This window comes from Mesorhizobium sp. (assembly GCF_004962245.1).
GTDB lineage: Bacteria > Pseudomonadota > Alphaproteobacteria > Rhizobiales > Rhizobiaceae > Mesorhizobium.
The window spans coordinates 29,473-48,519 of sequence record NZ_SUHQ01000031.1 but is presented as its reverse complement, the minus strand read 5'-3'; the positions used below and the strand labels follow the sequence as shown (position 1 = coordinate 48,519).

Below are 19,047 nucleotides of genomic sequence, written 5' to 3'. Positions count from 1 at the left end.
ACATGAACAGCAATTTCTTTCAGCCGGTCGACGCCGCAGCCGTTCCCCGCTTCGCCGGGCTGTCGACCTTCATGAGACTGCCGGCCGTGGCAAGTGCCGAGGGGCTGGACATCGCACTGGTCGGCATACCGTGGGATGGCGGTACGACCAACCGCGCCGGCGCGCGCCACGGTCCGCGCGAGATCCGGAACCAGTCGAGCCTGATGCGGCGGGTGCATCACGTCTCGGGAACCGAGCCATTCAGCATTGCCAACGTTGCCGATGTCGGTGACCTGTCGGTCAATCCGATCAACCTCCTGGACGGCCTGAAGCGCATCGAGGACGGCATCGCGGCGATTGTCGCGGCAGGCGCCATTCCGCTTGCTGCCGGCGGCGATCATCTGACGACACTGCCGGTGCTGCGCGCAATCGCGCGCGATGCGCCGGTCGGCATGATCCATTTCGACGCGCATTCCGACACCAACGACCGCTATTTCGGCGACAATCCCTACACGCATGGCACACCTTTCCGACGGGCCATCGAAGAGGGGCTGCTCGATCCCAAACGTGTTGTCCAGATCGGCATCCGCGGTTCCATCTACGAGCCCAACGAGCATGATTGGGCCGTCGCCCAGGGCATCCGCATCATCTACATGGAGGAGTTTGTCCGGCGAGGCGCGGCCAGCGTCATGGAAGAGGCACGCGGCATCGTCGGCAGCGGTCCCACCTATGTGACCTTCGACATCGACTGCATCGACCCCTCGATGGCGCCCGGTACCGGCACCCCCGAGCTTGGCGGCTTCACCACGCGCGAAGCGCAGGAAATGGTCCGCCTTCTCGACACTGTGACCATAGTCGGCGCTGATGTCGTGGAAGTGGCACCGCCGTTCGATCTTGGTGGGATGACGGCGCTCGCGGGGGCGACGATGATGTTCGAGCTGCTGTGCGTGATTGCCGGGTCTGTCGCTGCAGGCAGGGTTCGACCGGCCTGAAGCGTCACGGCTGCGTCGGCCGCGTGTCGGCTGCAAGTGCGTCGAGGTCGTCGTAGAGCGCCTGGCTGTGGTGGTAGAGCCGGTCGAAAACGGGTTGGGTGCGCCTGTAGGTCTCTGCCCATCTGGGGTCCGGCAGGATTTCGGCGCGGTAGCTCACGAAGCGCTCGGCCGCCTGTTCGACGTGCGAGAAGCGGCCTGTCGCCGTCGCCGCCATCGCGGCACAGCCGACAATGCCGCATTCGGGCTCCCGCGGAACCAGGATCGGAATGTTGAAGGCACTCGCCTTGATCTTCAGCCAGAGCTCCGTGCGCGCCCCGCCACCGGCGGCGATAACGCGCTCCAGCGGCTTGTTTGACGCGTGTTCCATGATGCGGATGTGACGCGTCATAGCAAAGGCGATGCCTTCCAGGATAGCGCGGTGCAGATGCTCCATGCCATGCGCGGCGCCCAATCCGAAGAACTGTGCGCGGGCGTTGCGATGGCGCCCCAGGCGCTCGCCGGTGAGAAAGGGCATGAAGAGCAGTGCATCGCAACCGGCGGGTGCCTCGGCGGCGCGGGCGGCGATCTCCTCATAGGACAGTGCGTTGCCGTGGAAAGCGCGGCGTGCCCAGCGCATGCCGTCGCCGCCGGTCTCCAGCAGCACGAATTGCGCCCAGTTGCCTTCGATCGTCGCGACGTTCGAGATTTCCGGGTCAAGCAGCGGCTTCTCCGCGATCGCGGTGATGATGGCGCCCGTGCCGGTGCTGTCGGAACCCATTCCCGGTCGACAAGCGCCTGATCCGAGCAATGCGACGGGATAGTCGGCGCCGCCGACCAGCACGGGGGTTCCGGACCGCAGGCCGGTGTCGTGCGCTGCCTGTTCGGTGACGTGGCCGATGACATCCAGCGGGTTGCGGATCGGCGGCAGCTTGGCGGCGTCCAGCTCCATGCGTTCGATCATCACCGGCGACCAGTCGAGCCGCTCCGGGTTCATCAGAAAGCTGCAGGACGCGTCGCCTGTATCCATGGCAATCTCGCCGGTCAGCCGGTAGTTGATGTAGTCCTTCGGCATGATGGCGACCGCGCTGCGGGCGTATGCGGCAGGATCGTTGTCTCGGACCCATTGCAGTTTGAAGCCCGGCCATGCGGGAGTCGGCGTGTTGCCGCTTTCGGACAGATAGCTGTCCGGCTCATTCGCTTCTTCGAAGCGACGGACGAGATCGACGGTGCGCTTGTCGTTCCAGAGCGGCGCCGTCTCGCGAACCAGGGCTCCGTGCGCGTCGAGCAGGACCAGCCCGTGCATCTGTCCGCAGACGCAGATGGCGCAGATGTGTTCGCGGGCGCCATCGATGCGATCCAGCACCGTCTTGATGCTCGCGCGCGCACCCTCCCACCAGTCGACCGGCCGCTGTTCGGCCCAGCCGAACTCCGGCACGATCTGGTCGTGCTCTCGCGACGCAAGTTCGAGGATCTTGCCGGTGACATCGATCAGTGCGGCGCGGACGCTGCCGGTGCCGACATCGACAGCGAGGAAAAGCTCGCCGCTCATTTCGACAGGACCCTGAGATGGGCGAGCGAGCGCGGCGTGACGAGAATGCGGTCCACGGCATTACCCTTTCGCCGCTTCGATGGCGATACGCGAAATCGCGTTGAAATCCGGCCCCGACACCGGGATCGCAATGTCGAAGACCTCTGCGATCACCTGCGTCCAGCCATGCAGGAAATACGTCCAACCGTCCTCGATCTGCAACTGCTGTCGCGCCTGCTGCCGCCTTGCCTGGTCGAGGAAGATCAGGTCGCCGCGATAGTTGAGATCCCAGGCGATGCCACGTTTGGGGAACACGCCGTCATCGGTGATCGGCGAGCCCGGGGCGTCCTTGCCAAGTCCCGTCGCGTTGATCACCAGCGAACCTGGTTTCAGCGCCGCCAACGTCCCGTCATTGATCTCGGGTCGGTCTGCCAGGACATACTCGATCTCGACCGTCGATGTCATGCCTGTGTGAATGCGCTGGATTTCGTCGAGACGCGGCTGCGAACGGTTGGTGACAATGATGCGCGAAGGTAGGTCGGCGCCGCGTTCCTTGCGCATCAGGTGCCAGGTGATCGCAATCGTCGATCCGCCGGCGCCCATGGACAGGACTTCCGCGCCGGTATCCGCGAAGTATCCTGCCGGGATGAAACCATCTATCGCAAGGCCCGAAGAGATCGGATCCTTGGCATGGCAGATGAGTTTGCCGTCCCGCTTCGACAGGCAACTGGTCTCGCGCATCAGGCGAGCGTGCGGATCGATCACGTCGAACAGGTCGCGCTCGCGCGCTGCGTTGAAGAGATCGATCTTGTGCGTGGTGACGAGCGCGCCAAGCGATAGAGGGTCGGATTTTATGAAGGAGACGACCTCACGGTAGGCCTCCGGATCGGCATGCAGCGGAAAGTCGATGCCCTTGAGAACCGCATCCTTCAGCCCGAGGTGGCGCGCCCATGCAGGGAAAACCCGCATAATCGAACTGCTCGTCGTCGTGACGCCGATAAAATAGAATGTCGGCTGGGTAGCCGGCCGATAACGGCAAGCAGCGGTCTCGAAGGGAGCCTTCACGCCGGCACCGTGCTGGGTTGTTGCGCATAGAGGGCGGAGATCCGCTTCGCGTCACGCGGTCGCCAATCCGGGTTGTCGACTTCCTTCCAGCCTCCATCGCCGGCGACCACACGCGATCGCATGCCCCCCGATCTTGCGATGATCTCGTAGTCCTGCCCCGAATCGGCCGGATAGCAGAACAGCATCACCAGATCGTCTTCCCCGACATTGATCGAGCGGTGGATCCAGAAAGGGGGGACGTAACAGACGGTCTGCGCGTCGACGGGCAGGATCCGGACCTCGCCCTCCGGCGATTCCATCAGCATGAGGCCGTGCCCCTTCTGGCCATAGTAGATCTCGGGCCGGTCGGCCTGTCTGTGGATATGACCGCGCGTCATGAAATACTCGTCACCGACCTTGCCGGGCGCCATGCGCGTGACGCCGAAAATCAGATCACCCGACTGCTCGGTCGGTCGGAACTCGGAGACCTCGTAGACGATGCGCTCGCCCCATGTCGCGCGCATGGCTTCGAAGGCCGCGGCGTCCGCGTAGAGCCCGTCCAGATCGCGGAAGCGCTTCTGGTAGCTGCCGGTTGCATTGCCCATCGCACCAGTCGACAGATCGACCTTGCATCCAGTGGGCTCAAACAATCTCGTCAAAGGATTACCTCATATTGCATTGCTGATGGCGTCGACGCTGATCTGGCCCGCACCTCCTGCTTTCGACAAGAACCACACTTGCTTTGCAGGTTACGATTTGCTCTCCCTATGCAGACCAGCTTGGAGGTCGCTGGATTATGGCAGATTTCGACTGCGAAGCACACGATAGCAGGTTGGGCGTTGTCGTCCTGCCGCTTTGCGCTGCGTCTTGCCGTGTCACTGTCAACGCACCGACTACCGGCTGACAGCCTTCTCAACGCCATATCAGGCCTTATGCGAGAGAACCGCCTTGCTCCTCCAAGTCGCCTTCGACAGACCTGAACACCTGGCCCTGCTGCCGCAGATGAAGGCGTTCGCCGACATTATCGAGATCGGCACGCCGCTGCTGAAACGCCTTGGCCTCTCTGCCATCACCACGGCGCGCGAGCTCTGCCCTGACGTTATGGTGCTGGCTGATACCAAGACCGTCGACGGCGGCCAGTTCGAGGCCGATATGGTATTCGGCGCCGGTGCCGCGTTCATGACGGTCCTGTCGTGTGCTTCGTCCGCCACGCATGAGACGGTAGGAAGACGCGCCGCAGCCTTCGGCGCGACGGTCATCGTCGACACCATCACCGAGTCGGGCAAGGCGGAATTGCTTCCCTTGAATGCTGCCTTCCCCGAAAGCTTCGGCTACGTCGCGGTCCATTCGCCGACCGATGCGCGGCTGGCGGGCAACATTTCCACGTCACATATCGACGCCGTGAGAAAGATGCACGATCGCGGCTTTCTGGTTTCGCTCGCCGGCGGGATCGGCCCCGACACGCTGGAAACGGTGATCGCAGTCGAACCCGAAATCCTCGTGGTTGGCAGCGCCATTACAGAATCCGCAAACCCGAAAGAGATAGCACGATGGATTCGCGACAGATTGCCCAATCCAGGCCGTGGCTGGCCGTGGGACAGGAGATAGCCGGCCTTCTTGGCCGGATCGACGCCGACGCCTTTGCCAGGCTGGTGCAGGCGTTCGACGATCCCGATCGGCGATGGTTCTTTTCCGGGCAGGGACGCTCAGGCCTTGTCGCGCAGATGGGTGCGATGCGCTTCATGCACCTTGGCCGAACGGTGCATTTCGTCGGTGAGGTATCGGCGCCATCGATCCGCAAGGGCGATGCGCTGCTGGTCATCTCCGGCTCCGGAGAGACGCCGGTCAGTACGGGCTTTGCCCGCATCGCCAGGGCGGAGGGCGCCAAGGTCGTTACGCTGACGCACAAGCCGGCGGGGACCCTGGCCGGCATTGCCGATGTCACACTGCATGTCCCTGTCGAGGAATCGGAACAGTTTGGCGGCAGCCTGTTCGAGCAATCCTGCCTCATCCTGCTCGATAGCGTTGTGCTCGGCCTGGCGCGGCAGATAGCCGACGCGCACAAGCTGATGTTGTACCGCCACACCAACTTGCAGTGACGCCCATGCCGACGGTGGTGAGCATCGGTGACGGGATCGTCGATGCGGTGGAATTCTCCAGGCAAGATCGAAGCCCTGGGCACCTCATCTTCCGTTGCGGCAAGGCACTGGACTCGCTGCGTGATGCCGATATTGTGCTTGAGGAGCGTTGGTGCCGTGCTCTGGCGACGGCAACCGACGGGGAGCTGCCGGCGGCTTGGTTCGCAGGAACAAGTCCCGGTCAATATGGGAGGAAGTCTGATGAGAGTTGGGGTCTTTCTGGCCGGCGTTTCGGCCTTTTCCGCGCTGGCTGGCGCACCTGCCTTGGCGCAAGACAAGCCGTTTGCGGGCGTTACCGTGAACGTCATTACGCAGACCGGTGCGATTCAAGAGCCGCTGCAGAGGCGCGCGCCCGAGTTCGAAGCGCTTACCGGCGCCAAGATCAATGTCATCGCGGTGCCCTTCTCGGATCTCTATCAAAAGATTCTCACCGACTGGGCGAGCGGCACCAACTCGGTCGACGCCGGCGTGTTCGCCCCGCAATGGATGGTCGACTACATTGCCGGCGGCTACCTTGAGGACCTGACGCCGCGGATCGAGGCCGACAAGGACATCCAGCAGGACGATGTTGGCGCGTTCTTCCGGGACTTCTCCGAGAAGTACAGCGGCAAGACCTACATGGTCACGCTCGATGGCGACTTCCACATGATGTACTACCGCAAGGACGTGCTGGAAGCGGCCGGCCTGGCGGTGCCGAAAACCTGGGATGAGTATCTCGAGGTCGCCAAGGCCACGCACGGCAAGGACATGAGCGGCGACGGCACGCCGGATTTCGGCTCGTGCATCGCCAAGAAGCGAAACGCGCAGAGCTATTGGTTCGTCACCGACGTGGTCGGCTCGATGACCCAGTCCAAGGGAACCAGCCAGGGCACCTTCTTCAACACCACGGACATGACGCCGCTTGTCAACAACGACGCCTTCCGCAAGGCGCTCGATTTCCTGTCTGAATCGACCAAATACGGCCCGCCGGACGAGCTGAACCTCGACGTCAGCGATACAAGGCCGCTCTTCGCATCCGGCCGCTGCGCGCTGAACCTCGACTGGGGCGATGTGGGCACGATCTCGATCGATCCGGCCCAGTCCAAGGTGATGGGCAAATGGGGCGCGGCGATCATGCCCGGATCCAAGGAGGTCCTGAACTGGGACACCGGCAAGCTCGAGGCCTGCACGGCAGACAATTGCCCGCACGCGATCGACGGCGTGAACCATGCACCATTCGCCGCCTTTGGCGGCTGGGGCGGCGGCATCAACGCGGCGGCCGATCCGAAGGTGAAGGACGCCGCCTACGCCTACTTCTCGTTCATGACGCAGCCGGCACAGTCGAACGCCGACGTGACCGTCGGTGGCACCGGCTTCAATCCGTATCGCACCTCACAGCTCAGCTACAGCGACCTTTGGAAGAAGGCCGGCATGAGCGAGGATGAGGCCAAAGTATACCTGGGCGCGATCAACGACAGCATGAGCAGCCCGAACATGATCCTCGACCTGCGCATCCCACAGAACCAGAAATACCAGCAGGTCGTGCTCGACGAAGCGGTCTCGCGCTTCCTCGCCGGCGAAATCGACAAGGAAGCGACGGTTTCGGCCGTCGAGGAAGGCTGGAATGAGCTGAACGACGAGGTTGGCAAAGACGAGCAGCTCGAACTTTACAAGGCGACCATCGGCGCCAAATAGGCGGCCAGGCCATCGACCCGGCGTGGCATCGGGCCGCGCCGGGTTTATGCCTGCCCCACATTCCCGGGTTATGATGACCGCAACCGACACTATGCCAGAAGCTGCCGACCGCCGCAGCTGGGCCGAATGGCTGGACGGTCACTCGGGTCGGATCATGGTGCTGCCGGCCGTCATCGTGCTTCTTTGCTTCGCGATTTTTCCGCTCATCGTCTCGGCCTATCTCGCGCTTTCGCGCTTTGCGCTCGCGCCGGGCGGATTCACGCTGAAATTCATCGGACTTGTGAACTTCCGCAAGCTGCTGGTCGGCTCGCAGCAGTATCACCTGCTCGGCAAGTTCGGCACGTTCGGCTTTGTCCAATCCGCTTTGCTGGCGTTGATCGCGGCAGGGCTGCTTTTTCTTCTCGCCCGCTATCTCATGCGTGGCAGGCCGACCATCGCCGGCGTGATTGGTCGGCTTCTCGCGACGGCAATGGCTATGGGCCTGGCGGTCCTCGCGCTGGCCACCATGGCGCCGGGCGGCGTGCCAGGGACTGTCGTCAACACGCTTCTCTACGTGTTCGTCGGCGTGTCCGTGCAGTTCGCACTGGGGCTGGGCCTCGCGCTCCTCTGCGGCCAGCCAATCCGCGGCCGGAATTTCTTTCGCGTTCTCTTCTTCATCCCGCTGATGGTGACCCCGGTCGGCATCGCCTACACGTTTCGCATGCTCGCCGACATGCAGAAGGGGCCCTTTGCCCCGCTCGTGCGCGCTTTCGGCATCAACGAGTGGTCGTGGGCCACAGAGGCCTGGTCGGCGCGGCTCATGGTGCTGGTCGGCGACACCTGGCAGTGGACGCCGTTCATGTTCATCGTGCTGCTGGCGGCCGTTGAGAACCAGCCGCGCGATCAGGTCGAGGCGGCACGGCTCGACGGAGCCAACGGCTTCCAGATTTTTCGCGACATTACCTGGCCAGCGATCGCGCCGATTGCCGCTACCGTCGTGCTGATCCGGCTCATCGAGGCTTTCAAGATCATCGACCTGCCGAACGTGCTCACCGGTGGCGGTCCCGGCCTGGCGACGGAATCGATGACGCTCCATTCCTTCATTTCCTGGCGCACCCAGGATCTAGGCGGCTCGGCCGCCATCGGCTACATGCTCCTTTTTATCTCGACCATCGTATGCGTCTCGTTCTTCAACTTCGTGGTCCGGCCGGCGCGCCGGTTCGAACCATGAGCGCCGAGCCGCGCTCACTGGCGCGCCGGCTGTTCGAGCCGGCTTCGATCGACAGCCAGGCGCCGGTCGTCAGGATCGTGACCTATGCGCTGCTGTTCCTGTGGACGCTCGTTGTCGTGGTTCCTCTCTACTGGGTGTTGATCACGTCCTTCAAGGGGCCTGGGGAGGTCGACAATGGGCCGTTCTATCTGCCGTTCGTCGACTTTGCCCCCTCGCTGCGGGCATGGGACTTCATGCTCGTGCAGAATTACACGCTGCGCCCTTACATGAATTCGGTCGTTGTCGCGGTGGCCAGCACGCTGCTCGCAGTCCTGATCGGCTCGCTGGCGGCCTATGCGCTCGTGCGTATCCGCTTCCAGGTGAAGCTCGCCGCCGTTGCGCTCTTCCTGATCCTCCTCACTGCGGTGATCGTGGCGGTGGCCACTTTCGGCGTGCAGTGGGAGATTGCGGTTGCCGTGGCGGCCGCTCTGTTCATGATCGCGCTGTTCACGCTCGTTGGACGCACGAAGCTTGCGGTCGGCAATAACGACATCGAGTTCTGGATCATCTCGAACCGCATCATGCCGCCGATCGTCGCCGTGTTGCCGATCTACGTGATGTTCCAGCAGATGCGCCTGCTTGACACGCAGTTGGCGCTGATCGCCACCTACACCGCCATCAACCTGCCGATCGTCGTGTGGCTGACTCGCGATTTCTTCGCCGGCATCCCGCTCGACCTCGAGGAGAGCGCACAGATAGACGGGGCCTCCAAGTTCCGCGTTTTCTTCACCATCGCGCTGCCGCTGGTGCGTTCCGGCTTGGTTGCGACCTTCCTGCTGGTGCTGATCCTTGCCTGGAACGAGTATCTGCTGGCCCTCTTCCTTTCCAATGCCGACGCGCAGACCATGCCGGTGCTGGTATCGGCACAGAACACGACCCGCGGACCGCAATGGTGGAACATGTCAGTGTTGATCACCGTGATGATCGCTCCCGTGATCGTCATCTCCAGCATCCTGCAGAAGCACATTGCGCGCGGGCTGCTGGTCGGCGCAGTGAAGGGCTAGTCAATATGCGGGTCACCCTGTCCGATATCTACAAGTCCTTCGGCGCGGTCGAGGTGGTCAAAGGGCTCGACCTGGAGATCGAGGACGGCGAATTCCTGGTGCTGCTCGGCCCTTCGGGCTGCGGCAAGACGACGGCGCTGCGCATGGTCGCAGGGCTTGAATCGGTGAGTTCCGGCCGCGTCCTCATCGGCGATCGCGACGTCACCCACGTGCTGCCCAAGTATCGCGACGTGGCGATGGTGTTCCAGTCCTACGCGCTCTATCCGCACATGACGGTTGCGGAGAACATCGCATATCCTTTGAAGCTGCGGGGCGTGCCGCGCAACGAACGCGACGCCTCCGTCCGCGGCGCCGCCGTCAAGGTCCACCTCGAGGAGTTCCTCGACCGCTATCCGCGGCAGCTTTCCGGCGGCCAGCGGCAGCGCATCGCGCTCGCCCGCGCCATGGTGCGGCGGCCGAGCGTCTTCCTGATGGACGAGCCGCTCTCCAACCTCGACGCCAAGCTGCGCGGCCACATGCGCTCGGAGCTGAAACGCCTGCAGGCCGATCTGGGCGTGACGACGATCTACGTCACCCACGATCAGATCGAGGCCATGACCTTGGCTCACCGTGTTGCCATCATGAACCGCGGCGTCGTGCAGCAGATCGCGACGCCCCGACAGATCTACGACGATCCGGCGAACCTGTTCGTCGCCGGCTTCATCGGCTCGCCGCCGATGAATTTTCTCCAGGGTGAGCTGGTCGAGGGTACCTTCGCCTGCGCGGAAGGCCGATTTACGACCAGCGTTGCCGAGAGCCGAAAAAAGGTCACTGCCGGTCTCCGGCCCGAGGATTGCCGGGTCACGGGCCCATCGGAGGGCAAGATTGCCGCGCGGGTCTACGCTGTGGAACTGATCGGCGATCATACCTTGATCACGTGCCAATTCGGGGGGGCCACCGTAACCGTCAAGGCCGACAAGTCGGCGCATTACGACATGGATGAGCCGATCGGCATCACGTTCCAGGACTCCGCCGTCTTTCTGTTCGATTCGGAAACCGGGGGCCGCATCGGCGGCCGCGCTCATGAAAAAGCGGCCGAGTGACTTTCGCTAATTCTCCTCCACAAACACCTCTTCGCGCTTCTTCTTGACCGCAGGCAGGAAGACGATGGCGAGCACGGCGAGCGCGATCACGAGCAGGCCGGCGCTGATCGGTCTCGTCATGAAGGTGCTCGGGTCGCCGCGCGAGAGAATCATGGCGCGGCGCAGGTTTTCTTCGAGCAGCGGGCCGAGCACGAAGCCGAGCAGCAGCGGCGCGGGCTCGCAGCGCAGCTTGGTCAGGAGGTAGCCGAGGAAGCCGAAGAAGGCGACGGCGTAGAGGTCGTAGATATTGGTGCTGACACTGTAAACGCCGATCGAGCAGAACGCCATGATGATCGGAAAGAGCACGTAGTAGGGGATCGTCAGGAGTTTCACCCAAAGCCCGATCAGCGGCAGGTTCAAGACGATCAGCATCAAATTGCCGATCCACATCGAGGCGATGATGCCCCAAAACAGCGCCGGCTGTTCGATCGCGACATTGGGGCCGGGCACGATGCCCTGGATGATCATCGCGCCGATCATCAGCGCCATGACCGGGTTGGCTGGAATGCCGAGCGTCAGCATCGGGATGAAGGAGGTCTGGGCGCCGGCATTGTTGGCCGATTCCGGCCCGGCGACGCCTTCGATGGCGCCCTTGCCGAATTCCCCCGGGTTCTTCGACACGCGCTTTTCGACCGTGTAGGAGGCGAAGGCTGCGAGGATCGCGCCGCCTCCCGGCAGGATGCCGAGCGCCGAACCGATGATCGTTCCGCGCACGATGGGCGCCGCCATGCGCCGAAAATCCTCGCGGGTCGGCATAAGACCGGAGACCCTCCGGATCATCACGGAGCGCTCGTGCTCGTTTTCGAGGTTGCGCAGTATCTCGGCGACGCCGAAGACGCCGACCGCCACCGCGACGAAATTCAGCCCGTCGGCGTATTCGCGGATGCCGAGCGTGAAGCGCGGCGTGCCGGTGTAGATGTCGGTGCCGACAATGCCGAGCAGCAGGCCGAGCACGACCATCGCCAGCGCCTTGACGATCGAGCCGTGGGCGAGCGCGACGGACGAGACGAGGCCGACGACCATTAGTGAAAAATACTCGGCGGCGCCGAATTGCAGCGCGATCGCCGTCAACGGCGGGGCAAAGATGGCGACGAGGAAGGTCGACACGGTGCCGGCGAAGAATGAGCCAATGGCCGCGATGGCGAGTGCCGCCCCGGCGCGGCCGTTCTTGGCCATCTGGTAGCCATCTATTGCTGTGACGGCCGAGGACGATTCGCCGGGCATATTGATGAGGATGGCGGTGGTCGAGCCGCCATATTGCGCGCCGTAATAGATGCCGGCGAGCATGATCAGGGAAGAGACCGGGTCACCGATCTGGAAGGTGATCGGCAGCAGCATGGCGATGGTTGCGGTGGCGCCGATGCCGGGCAGGACGCCGATCAGCGTGCCGAGAAGGACGCCGATCAGGCAGAACAGGAGGTTCCAGAGCGTCGTTGCCGTCGAAAAGCCGAGCGCGAGGTTGTCGAGGAGTTCCATGTTCATCCTCTCACAATGCCAGCCACGTGGGCAGCCACGGGCCGAAGCGCCGGAACGGCAGGCCGAGCGCATAGCTGAAGACGAGGAACGCAAACAGCGTCAGGCCGGCGGAGAGCACGAGCGCGGTCAGCGGCCTCATGCGGCCGCTGGCGAAGGATGCGATCAGCGCCGTCAGGAAGATCGAGGGGATGAAGCCGAGGCCGCGCACGGTCAGGCCGAAGAAGATCGGGGCAGGGAGGATGAACAGCATGCCGCGCCAGGCTATATGGCCGATCGGCTCGCTCTCGAAGCGCACTGCCTGGACGAGGATAACGGCGCCAAGCAGGATGAGCACAATTGCCAGGACCAGGGGGAAATAGCCCGGCCCCATGCGGAAGGCGGTGCCGATTTCGAGGCCGAGCGACTGCAGCGCGAAAAATCCGCCGAGAAAGATGAACAGCGCGGCGCATATGCCGTTGGTCGTGTCGATTGTAAAAGGTTTCATGACGTTCCTCCCAGGCCTATGCCGCGGGCGCGCCGTTGCAGTGCGAAAACGGGCCGAAGCCGGTGTGAAAACGGGGCGCTGGTGGGCGCCCCGTTTCCGAAAGCCTCAGTCGGCATACTGGCCGGCGGCTTCGATGATCGGCTTCCAGCGCGCGATCTCGCTTTCCAGCTTGGCCTTCAGCGCGGCCGGCGTCGCGTCTGCCTCGGACGACGGCTTGGTGCCGAGTTCGGCGAAGCGGGCGGCGACATTCTGGTCCTTCAGCGCGACCTGAAGCGATTTCGACAGGCGCTCGGTGACCTCGGTCGGCGTGCCCTTGGGCGCGTAGAGGCCGTGCCAGATGCCGACCTGCACTTCCGGGAGACCGGCTTCCGTCGTCGTCGGCAGGTCGGGCAGCACGTCGAGGCGTTCCGGCGAGGTGACGGCGTAGGCCTTGATCGTGCCGCCCTGGATCTGCTTGGTGGTGTTGGTCGTCTGGTCGCACATGATGTCGACCTGACCGCCGAGAAGATCGGTCATGGCCGGGCCGGTGCCCTTGTAGGGCACTGTGACCAGCGGCGTGCCGATGGCACTCATGAACAGCATGCCGCACAGATGCGAGGCCGCGCCTATGCCGGCATTGGCGACGGTGACGGTATCCTTGTTGGCCTTGGCGTAGTCGACCAGCCCCTTCAGATCGGTCGGCTCGAGGTCCTTGCGACCGACGATTGTCATCGGCACCTCGGTGACGAGGCCGACATATTCGAAGCCGTTCAGCGTGTCGTATGCGAGCTTTCGGTATAGCGTCGCGCTGGTCGCCATGCCGATGTGATGGAGCAGCAGCGTGTAACCGTCCGGCTCGGCGTTCGCGACGCGGCCGGCGCCCAGCGTGCCGCCGGCGCCGCCGACATTCTCGACGATGACCTGCTGGCCGAGATCCTTCGACATGGCTTCCGCGACGAGGCGCGTGACCGTGTCGGTCGGGCCGCCGGCCGAAAACGGCACCACGACGGTGATGGTGCGTTCGGGATAGGTCTGCGCGCCCGCGGCGAACGGATAAAGCGTGACGGCCGCGGCGGCAGCCAGAACGGCGACAAATTTTCTCATCGTGATTTCCTCCCGGATAAGAATTCCCAACCGCTGCAGAGTTCGTCTCAACACCGGCTGTGGATGAAGCAACAATTAGCGCAAGCTAGCAGATTGCAATCGGACTCAAACCGCAAACTGCGATTATGCGCAACCGTCCGCGCAAAATGGGTGGAAAGGTGACATCGAGCTGGAGGATAGCGGGCATTCGGCCGAACTCCTGGCGCTGCTCGGATATCTCTATTCACTCTCTTGAACGGACCGTTCCGTTTTATAGAAGAGACCCGTGATCTTTCTGGCCTGGGCCGCATGTGACTGGCGACATGCATTTAGGCGTGGGGTGGAAGTGGAGATCCGCTCGCCTGTGCCCGCAGCCAGTCCGAGACGCGATAGTATCGTAACATGGCGGCCGGAGCGAACGACATGAAGAAGGGGGCTTGCCGGAGCGGTTCGAGCTTCAGCGACAGGTCTTTTTCTGGGACCCCCTTCGCCCATTCGCCGAGTATGCCGCCGAGCATGCTGCCGGTCGGCACGCCACGACCGGACAGGCCAGTCAACGCGACGACGCCCGGCGCGAGTCGGTAGAATCGCGGGATGGTTCGCTTCTGCATGTCCAGTTCACCGAACCAGAAATACTCCCATCTCAAGTCGCTGCTGATCTGCGGATGGAGCCAATGCAAGCGGTCGGACATGAGGCGGTGTGTGAACGCCATGTCCCGGCCGCGTCGGCCCATCGGGAACATCGAGGCGACGATCCGTCCTTCGGCGTTGTACTTGTAGACGAAGATGTCGCCGCGGCCATCATGCATCGTGGTGTTGCGTGGCAGGACGGCTTGGCGTTCCGCCCCGGTCAGCGGCTGTGTCGCGGCGACGAACACCTTCTGGATCTTGTAGGTCCGGTCGAGGCCGGGCCAACCGTCAACAGTGTAGGCGCCTGTCGCAAAGATGACCTTGTCCGCAACCACAACACCTTCGCCCGCATGTACGGCCCAGGCGCCGTCCTGCCGCACGACATCGTGGACAGGCGACCTGGTATGGATCGTGCCGCCCTCCTCGATGACGGCGCGCGCCAGCCCTCTCGCGTAGCTCAAGGGATTGAGGTGACCAGCCTCGGAATGAAACCAGCCGCCATAATATCGCGGGCTGCCGGTCATCTCCTCGCTAGCCTGCCTGTCGAGCATCCGCGTCTTGGCGCCAACTGCGTTGTACTGCTGCGCCTTTGCCTCGAGCTTGGCGACGGCACCTGGCGTAAGCGCGCCCATGACGTAGCCGTTCTGCTGCCATTCGCAGTCGATGCCGTAACGCTCGATCATCCCCGCGACTTGTCTGTTGGCCCCTGTCTGCCGGGCGATCAGCCTTTCGGCCCACGGCTCGCCCAACATGGCACGCAGCTCGGGCAGGCTGTAATGCGTGAAGGTTGGCGTACAGTGGCCGGCATTGCGCCCCGAGCCGCCGAACCCGATCTCCTGAGCTTCGAGAAGAACGACGCGTATGCCGTCGCGAGCGAGATCGAGCGCTGTCGTCAATCCGGTATAGCCACCGCCGACGATGCAGACGTCCGCCCGTGTGCGCCCTTGCAGCGGACCGCTTTCCGGCGGCGGCTTCGCGGTCGCATACCAGAGTGAGACTTCAAACGGCGAAAACCTTGCCATGCCGGCCGGTCTCACAGCATGTCGCTTCGCGCGTCGAGCGCATCGCGCAGCCCGTCGCCAATGAAGTTGAAACTGGTGACCGCCAGGGTGATGGCGGCGCCAGGAACGATCGCCAGCCACGGCGCGCTGTCGAGATACTGCTGGGCGCCGTTGAGCATGTTTCCCCAACTCGGCAGCGGCGGCTGAATGCCGTAGCCAAGGAAGCTGACATAGGCTTCGAGGAGGATGGCGCGGGCGACGGTAAGCGTGGCCGCGACGATGATCGGGCCGATCGCATTGGGCAGAAGCTCGCGGAACATGATGTGGCTGTTGCTGAGCCCGAGCATCCGGGCGGCGACCACGAAGTCGCGTTCGCGCAGGGAGCGCACTTCCGCCTCGACAATGCGTGCGATTTCCATCCAGCTCGTCGCCGCAATGATCAGGGTGATCATGATCGGGCTCGGCTTGATGAAGGCAGCCATCGCCAACAGCAGGAAGATGTTGGGAAAGGACAGCATCGCGTCGACGAAACGCATCAGCACGGTGCCGATGCGGCCGCCGAAGAAGCCGGCCACAATCCCGAGCACGGTTCCGAAGACGGTGCTGAGGAGCATGGCAGCGAAACCGACCAGCAGCGAAACGCGGCCAGCCATGAGCAGGCGCGCCGCGATGTCGCGTCCGAGCGGATCGGTGCCGAAGAAATGATAGCCGGTGAACGGCGGGGAGAACCGTCCACGCAGGTCGATGTAAAGATCATCGAAGGGCAGGAGAAAGGGCCCGAAGATGCAGGCGAGGACCAGTATGATGATCGTGACCAAGCCGAACATCGCCAGTCGATGGCGGGCAAATCGGCGCACGGTGCGGCTGCGCCACCAGGGTTGCGTGGAGCGGGTGGAGACGAGTAATTCCGACTGGCTCATTTTTCGTTCCTCAGCTCAATCGAATGCGCGGATCGACGAATGCGACGGTGAGGTCGGCGGCCAGATTGCCGACCAGGACGAGAACCGCGGACATCATCAGCAGGCCCATCACCACGGGGTAGTCGCTGTAGCCGAGACTATCGAGGAACAGCCGTCCCATGCCGGGCCAGGTGAAGACGGTTTCCGTCACCAGGGCGCCACCCAGTATTGTCGGCAGTTGCAGCCCCAGCAGCGTGATCATCGGAAGCAGAGCGTTTCCGAGGATGTGACGGATCAACACACGTCGGGGCCTCAGTCCCTTGGCCCGGGCAGTGCGGACGAAATCCTGATTGATGACGTCGAGCGTCGCGGTCCGCATGTAGCGGCTCCACACGGCGATATTGACCAGCGCAAGAACGATGCTCGGCATGATGAGATGGATCGCATAGTCACCGAGCGAGCCGTGGCCGATCGTGTACATGTTACCGGCTGGCAGCCATCTGAGCCGGAGCGAGAAGATGTAAATCGCGATCAGCCCGAACCAGAAGGTCGGGATCGACAACGCCACCATCGCGCCGACCGTCGCCGCGTAGTCGAAGATCGAGTACCGTTTGAGCGCACCCAGTACACCTATGCAGGTGCCGACGAAGATGGCGATCGCGGTCGATACGCCCATCAGCAGCAGTGTCGCGAGAAGGTGCTCCCAGATGATGTCGAGCACGGGCCTGCCGTCCCGGAAGGAACGTCCCCAGTCACCGCGAAGCAGGTGCCCCAGCCAGTCGAGGTACTGGACGGGAAGAGGTCGATTAAGACCCATTTGCGTGGCGATCCGGTCAAGATCGGCCTGCGTCATTCCTGGCGTGAGAGTGAACTGCGAGAGCGGTCCGCCAGGAGCGAGGTTCAGGACGGCAAAGCCAATCACCGAAACCAGCAGGAGCAGGACAAGACTTTGCCAAAAGCGGCCCAGCAGATAGCGAAACATGCCGGCTGTCTCCGTTTTGCTGTGCGTCGGATACGGTCGCGCAAAAGGCGCTTTATCGACGATTGAGGCCGAGCCGGTCATTGCCGGCCCGGCCCATTTCCGGACCTATGACCAGTACCAGGTGGCCACGTCCCAGGAGTCGATGCGCACATTGATGTTCGGGACGATGCCTTCGACACCGGACTTGTGTCCGCGGACCGTCGCATATTGGAACATCGGCAGGAATGGCAGGTCGTTGCGCACGATCTCCTGGATTTTCAGGTAGGCTTGCTTGCGCTTTTCCGGCTCAAATTCGACACCGCCGGATTCGAGCAGCTTGTCCACCTCCGGGCTGGCATACTGAAAGGTATTCTGGCCGGCGCCACCCTTGGCCGGACTTGATTTCGAACTGAGGTAATCCGAGGTATTGGGGTCGGACCCAGTCAGGAAGTTGATGCCGACGACAACGGAATCGAACTGCGACTTCACCCAATAGTCCCCCCACATGACCGCAGGCGGCAGGTTGGAGATCTCCACTTCGACACCGATGTCGCGATACGATTGCTGAATGAACTGCTGCGCCTGTTCGCGGATATGATTGCCCGCCGTGGTTGAGTTCTTGAACGAGAGGCGGACGCCATCCTTGACGCGAATACCGTCGCTGCCGGGGACCCAGCCGGCGTCGTCCAGCAATTTCTTTGCCTTGTCCAGATCGTATTCCTGCTTCGGCAGATCCGGATTGTAGTAGAAGGATTGCTGCGGCATGTAGGTTTCGGTCGGGGTCGGCAGTCCGTAGTAGAGGGCGTCGATGATCGTCTGCTTGTCCAGCGCATAGTACAGTGCCTGGCGAACGGCGAGTTCCTTGAACTGCGGGCGCTCCATGTTGAAGCTGAGCGATTCGACCGTGGCGGCGGGAACGACGGCAACGGATGTCCCGCCCAATGCCTTGGCTTCCTCATAGTGGTCGGGCGTGATCCACTGCAGTCCGATGACATCGATGTCGCCGGTCTTGAACTGGGTGTAGAGAACCGTCAGGTCCGGAATGTATTTGTAGATCAGCCGCTCGAGATAAGGGCCGTCGCCGAAGTAGTCGGTGTTGGCGGCCAGTTCGATATGATCGCCGGCTGTGCGTTCCACCCATTTGAACGGTCCGGTTCCGATGGGAGCATTGTTGAACGGCGCGGTATTCTTGTCCTCCGCCGCACCGAGTATATGTTTCGGGACGATGAAGGTCGCCGCCAGGATCGATGGATAGGGTGCGTAAGGCTCCTTCATCTTCCAACTGATCTCGGTTGGCGAGACGACGGTCAACTCCTGGATAAGTTCGTGGCCGGCGCGCCGCCAGCTCATAAATTTCGGGTCGACCAAGAGTTCGAGCGTGAACTTGACGTCCTCGGCCGTGAACGGCTTTCCGTCATGCCACTTCACATCATCGCGCAGCTTTACGCGCCATTCGAGCCCGTCCGCAGAGATGCCGCCGTTTTCGACGGTAGGCACCTCCTTGGCGAGTGCGGGGAAGAAATTACCTTCCGGGTCGACGCCAAACAGCGGATCGAAGACGCTGAAGTGAATGCCCTCGTCGACCTCGATATGCACCAGGTGCGGATTGAAGATGGTGGGTTCCTGAGAAAAGCCGACGATCACCTGCCCCTTGGGCGCGCTCGGCGGGGTTGCGGCATGGGCTCTGCCTGCCCCCGCCAGGTTGGGCATAGCGAGGCCGGCGGCGCCGGCGATTGCCATCCCAAGCGTCTGGCGACGCGTCGGCCGAAAGATTGTGCTGCTGCTCTGGTTTGACATTGGAGTCTCCTTTTTGAAGTGTTCCACTT

Annotated in this window: 17 protein-coding genes; 7 read left to right on the top strand and 10 right to left on the bottom strand. The window is 62.9% G+C overall.

All coding sequences use genetic code 11. From position 1 onward, the window contains the following. The first annotated feature begins 2 nt into the window (after window positions 1-2). Complete coding sequence (gene speB / locus E5X88_RS27115) at window positions 3-971, top strand: agmatinase (protein ID WP_292166709.1); 969 nt, start codon at window positions 3-5, stop codon at window positions 969-971. 4 nt (window positions 972-975) lie between these two features. On the opposite strand, the gene E5X88_RS27110 is transcribed toward speB, so the two are convergent. The 3 genes from E5X88_RS27110 to E5X88_RS27100 all read right to left on the bottom strand — a co-directional run bounded on the left by E5X88_RS27110 (window position 976) and on the right by E5X88_RS27100 (window position 4,181). Continuing rightward, a complete protein-coding gene (locus E5X88_RS27110) occupies window positions 976-2,499 on the bottom strand; it encodes an FGGY family carbohydrate kinase (RefSeq protein WP_292166706.1) in 1,524 nt (507 codons plus the stop codon). Window positions 2,500-2,559: 60 nt separating this feature from the next. Next, complete coding sequence (locus E5X88_RS27105) at window positions 2,560-3,447, bottom strand: shikimate dehydrogenase (RefSeq protein ID WP_292166703.1); 888 nt, start codon at window positions 3,445-3,447, stop codon at window positions 2,560-2,562. A 92-nt stretch (window positions 3,448-3,539) separates the two neighbouring features. Then, entirely contained in the window at window positions 3,540-4,181 is a 642-nt protein-coding gene (locus tag E5X88_RS27100) for a glucose-6-phosphate isomerase (protein ID WP_292166700.1), read from the bottom strand. Window positions 4,182-4,470: 289 nt separating this feature from the next. Here E5X88_RS27100 and E5X88_RS27095 point away from each other — a divergent pair, with 289 nt between their 5' ends. From E5X88_RS27095 to E5X88_RS27070, 6 genes are all read left to right on the top strand, one after another. Further along, window positions 4,471-5,130 carry an orotidine 5'-phosphate decarboxylase / HUMPS family protein gene (locus E5X88_RS27095; protein ID WP_292166697.1) on the top strand — a complete coding sequence of 220 codons (660 nt, stop codon included), beginning with the start codon at window positions 4,471-4,473 and terminating at the stop codon, window positions 5,128-5,130. Next, window positions 5,073-5,621 (top strand): SIS domain-containing protein, encoded by a 549-nt coding sequence (locus E5X88_RS27090; protein ID WP_292166694.1) that lies wholly within the window; start codon window positions 5,073-5,075, stop codon window positions 5,619-5,621. Before E5X88_RS27095 ends, E5X88_RS27090 begins: the two co-directional genes overlap by 58 nt. A 240-nt stretch (window positions 5,622-5,861) precedes the next feature. Beyond that, window positions 5,862-7,334, top strand: coding sequence for an extracellular solute-binding protein (locus E5X88_RS27085; protein ID WP_292166691.1), 1,473 nt, complete (start codon window positions 5,862-5,864; stop codon window positions 7,332-7,334). A 91-nt stretch (window positions 7,335-7,425) separates the two neighbouring features. Continuing rightward, entirely contained in the window at window positions 7,426-8,544 is a 1,119-nt protein-coding gene (locus E5X88_RS27080) for a carbohydrate ABC transporter permease (protein ID WP_292166688.1), read from the top strand. Next, window positions 8,541-9,587 (top strand): carbohydrate ABC transporter permease, encoded by a 1,047-nt coding sequence (locus E5X88_RS27075; protein WP_292166685.1) that lies wholly within the window; start codon window positions 8,541-8,543, stop codon window positions 9,585-9,587. Before E5X88_RS27080 ends, E5X88_RS27075 begins: the two co-directional genes overlap by 4 nt. A 5-nt stretch (window positions 9,588-9,592) precedes the next feature. Beyond that, a complete protein-coding gene (locus E5X88_RS27070) occupies window positions 9,593-10,669 on the top strand; it encodes an ABC transporter ATP-binding protein (protein WP_292166682.1) in 1,077 nt (358 codons plus the stop codon). 6 nt (window positions 10,670-10,675) lie between these two features. Here the strand turns inward: E5X88_RS27070 and E5X88_RS27065 are convergent, their stop codons facing one another. From E5X88_RS27065 to E5X88_RS27035, 7 genes are all read right to left on the bottom strand, one after another. Next, the gene (locus tag E5X88_RS27065) at window positions 10,676-12,184 is read right to left on the bottom strand and encodes a tripartite tricarboxylate transporter permease (protein ID WP_292166680.1); all 1,509 of its coding nucleotides are present in this window, start codon (window positions 12,182-12,184) and stop codon (window positions 10,676-10,678) included. Window positions 12,185-12,194: 10 nt separating this feature from the next. Next, window positions 12,195-12,668, bottom strand: coding sequence for a tripartite tricarboxylate transporter TctB family protein (locus E5X88_RS27060; RefSeq protein WP_292166679.1), 474 nt, complete (start codon window positions 12,666-12,668; stop codon window positions 12,195-12,197). A 105-nt stretch (window positions 12,669-12,773) separates the two neighbouring features. After that, entirely contained in the window at window positions 12,774-13,751 is a 978-nt protein-coding gene (locus E5X88_RS27055) for a tripartite tricarboxylate transporter substrate-binding protein (RefSeq protein WP_292166676.1), read from the bottom strand. Window positions 13,752-14,059: 308 nt separating this feature from the next. After that, window positions 14,060-15,382 carry an FAD-binding oxidoreductase gene (locus E5X88_RS27050; protein ID WP_292166674.1) on the bottom strand — a complete coding sequence of 441 codons (1,323 nt, stop codon included), beginning with the start codon at window positions 15,380-15,382 and terminating at the stop codon, window positions 14,060-14,062. An 11-nt stretch (window positions 15,383-15,393) separates the two neighbouring features. Then, entirely contained in the window at window positions 15,394-16,281 is an 888-nt protein-coding gene (locus E5X88_RS27045; RefSeq protein WP_292166672.1) for an ABC transporter permease, read from the bottom strand. Window positions 16,282-16,291: 10 nt separating this feature from the next. Beyond that, window positions 16,292-17,242, bottom strand: coding sequence for an ABC transporter permease (locus E5X88_RS27040; protein WP_292166669.1), 951 nt, complete (start codon window positions 17,240-17,242; stop codon window positions 16,292-16,294). Window positions 17,243-17,347: 105 nt separating this feature from the next. After that, the gene (locus tag E5X88_RS27035) at window positions 17,348-19,018 is read right to left on the bottom strand and encodes a peptide ABC transporter substrate-binding protein (RefSeq protein ID WP_292166667.1); all 1,671 of its coding nucleotides are present in this window, start codon (window positions 19,016-19,018) and stop codon (window positions 17,348-17,350) included. Window positions 19,019-19,047: the final 29 nt, after the last annotated feature.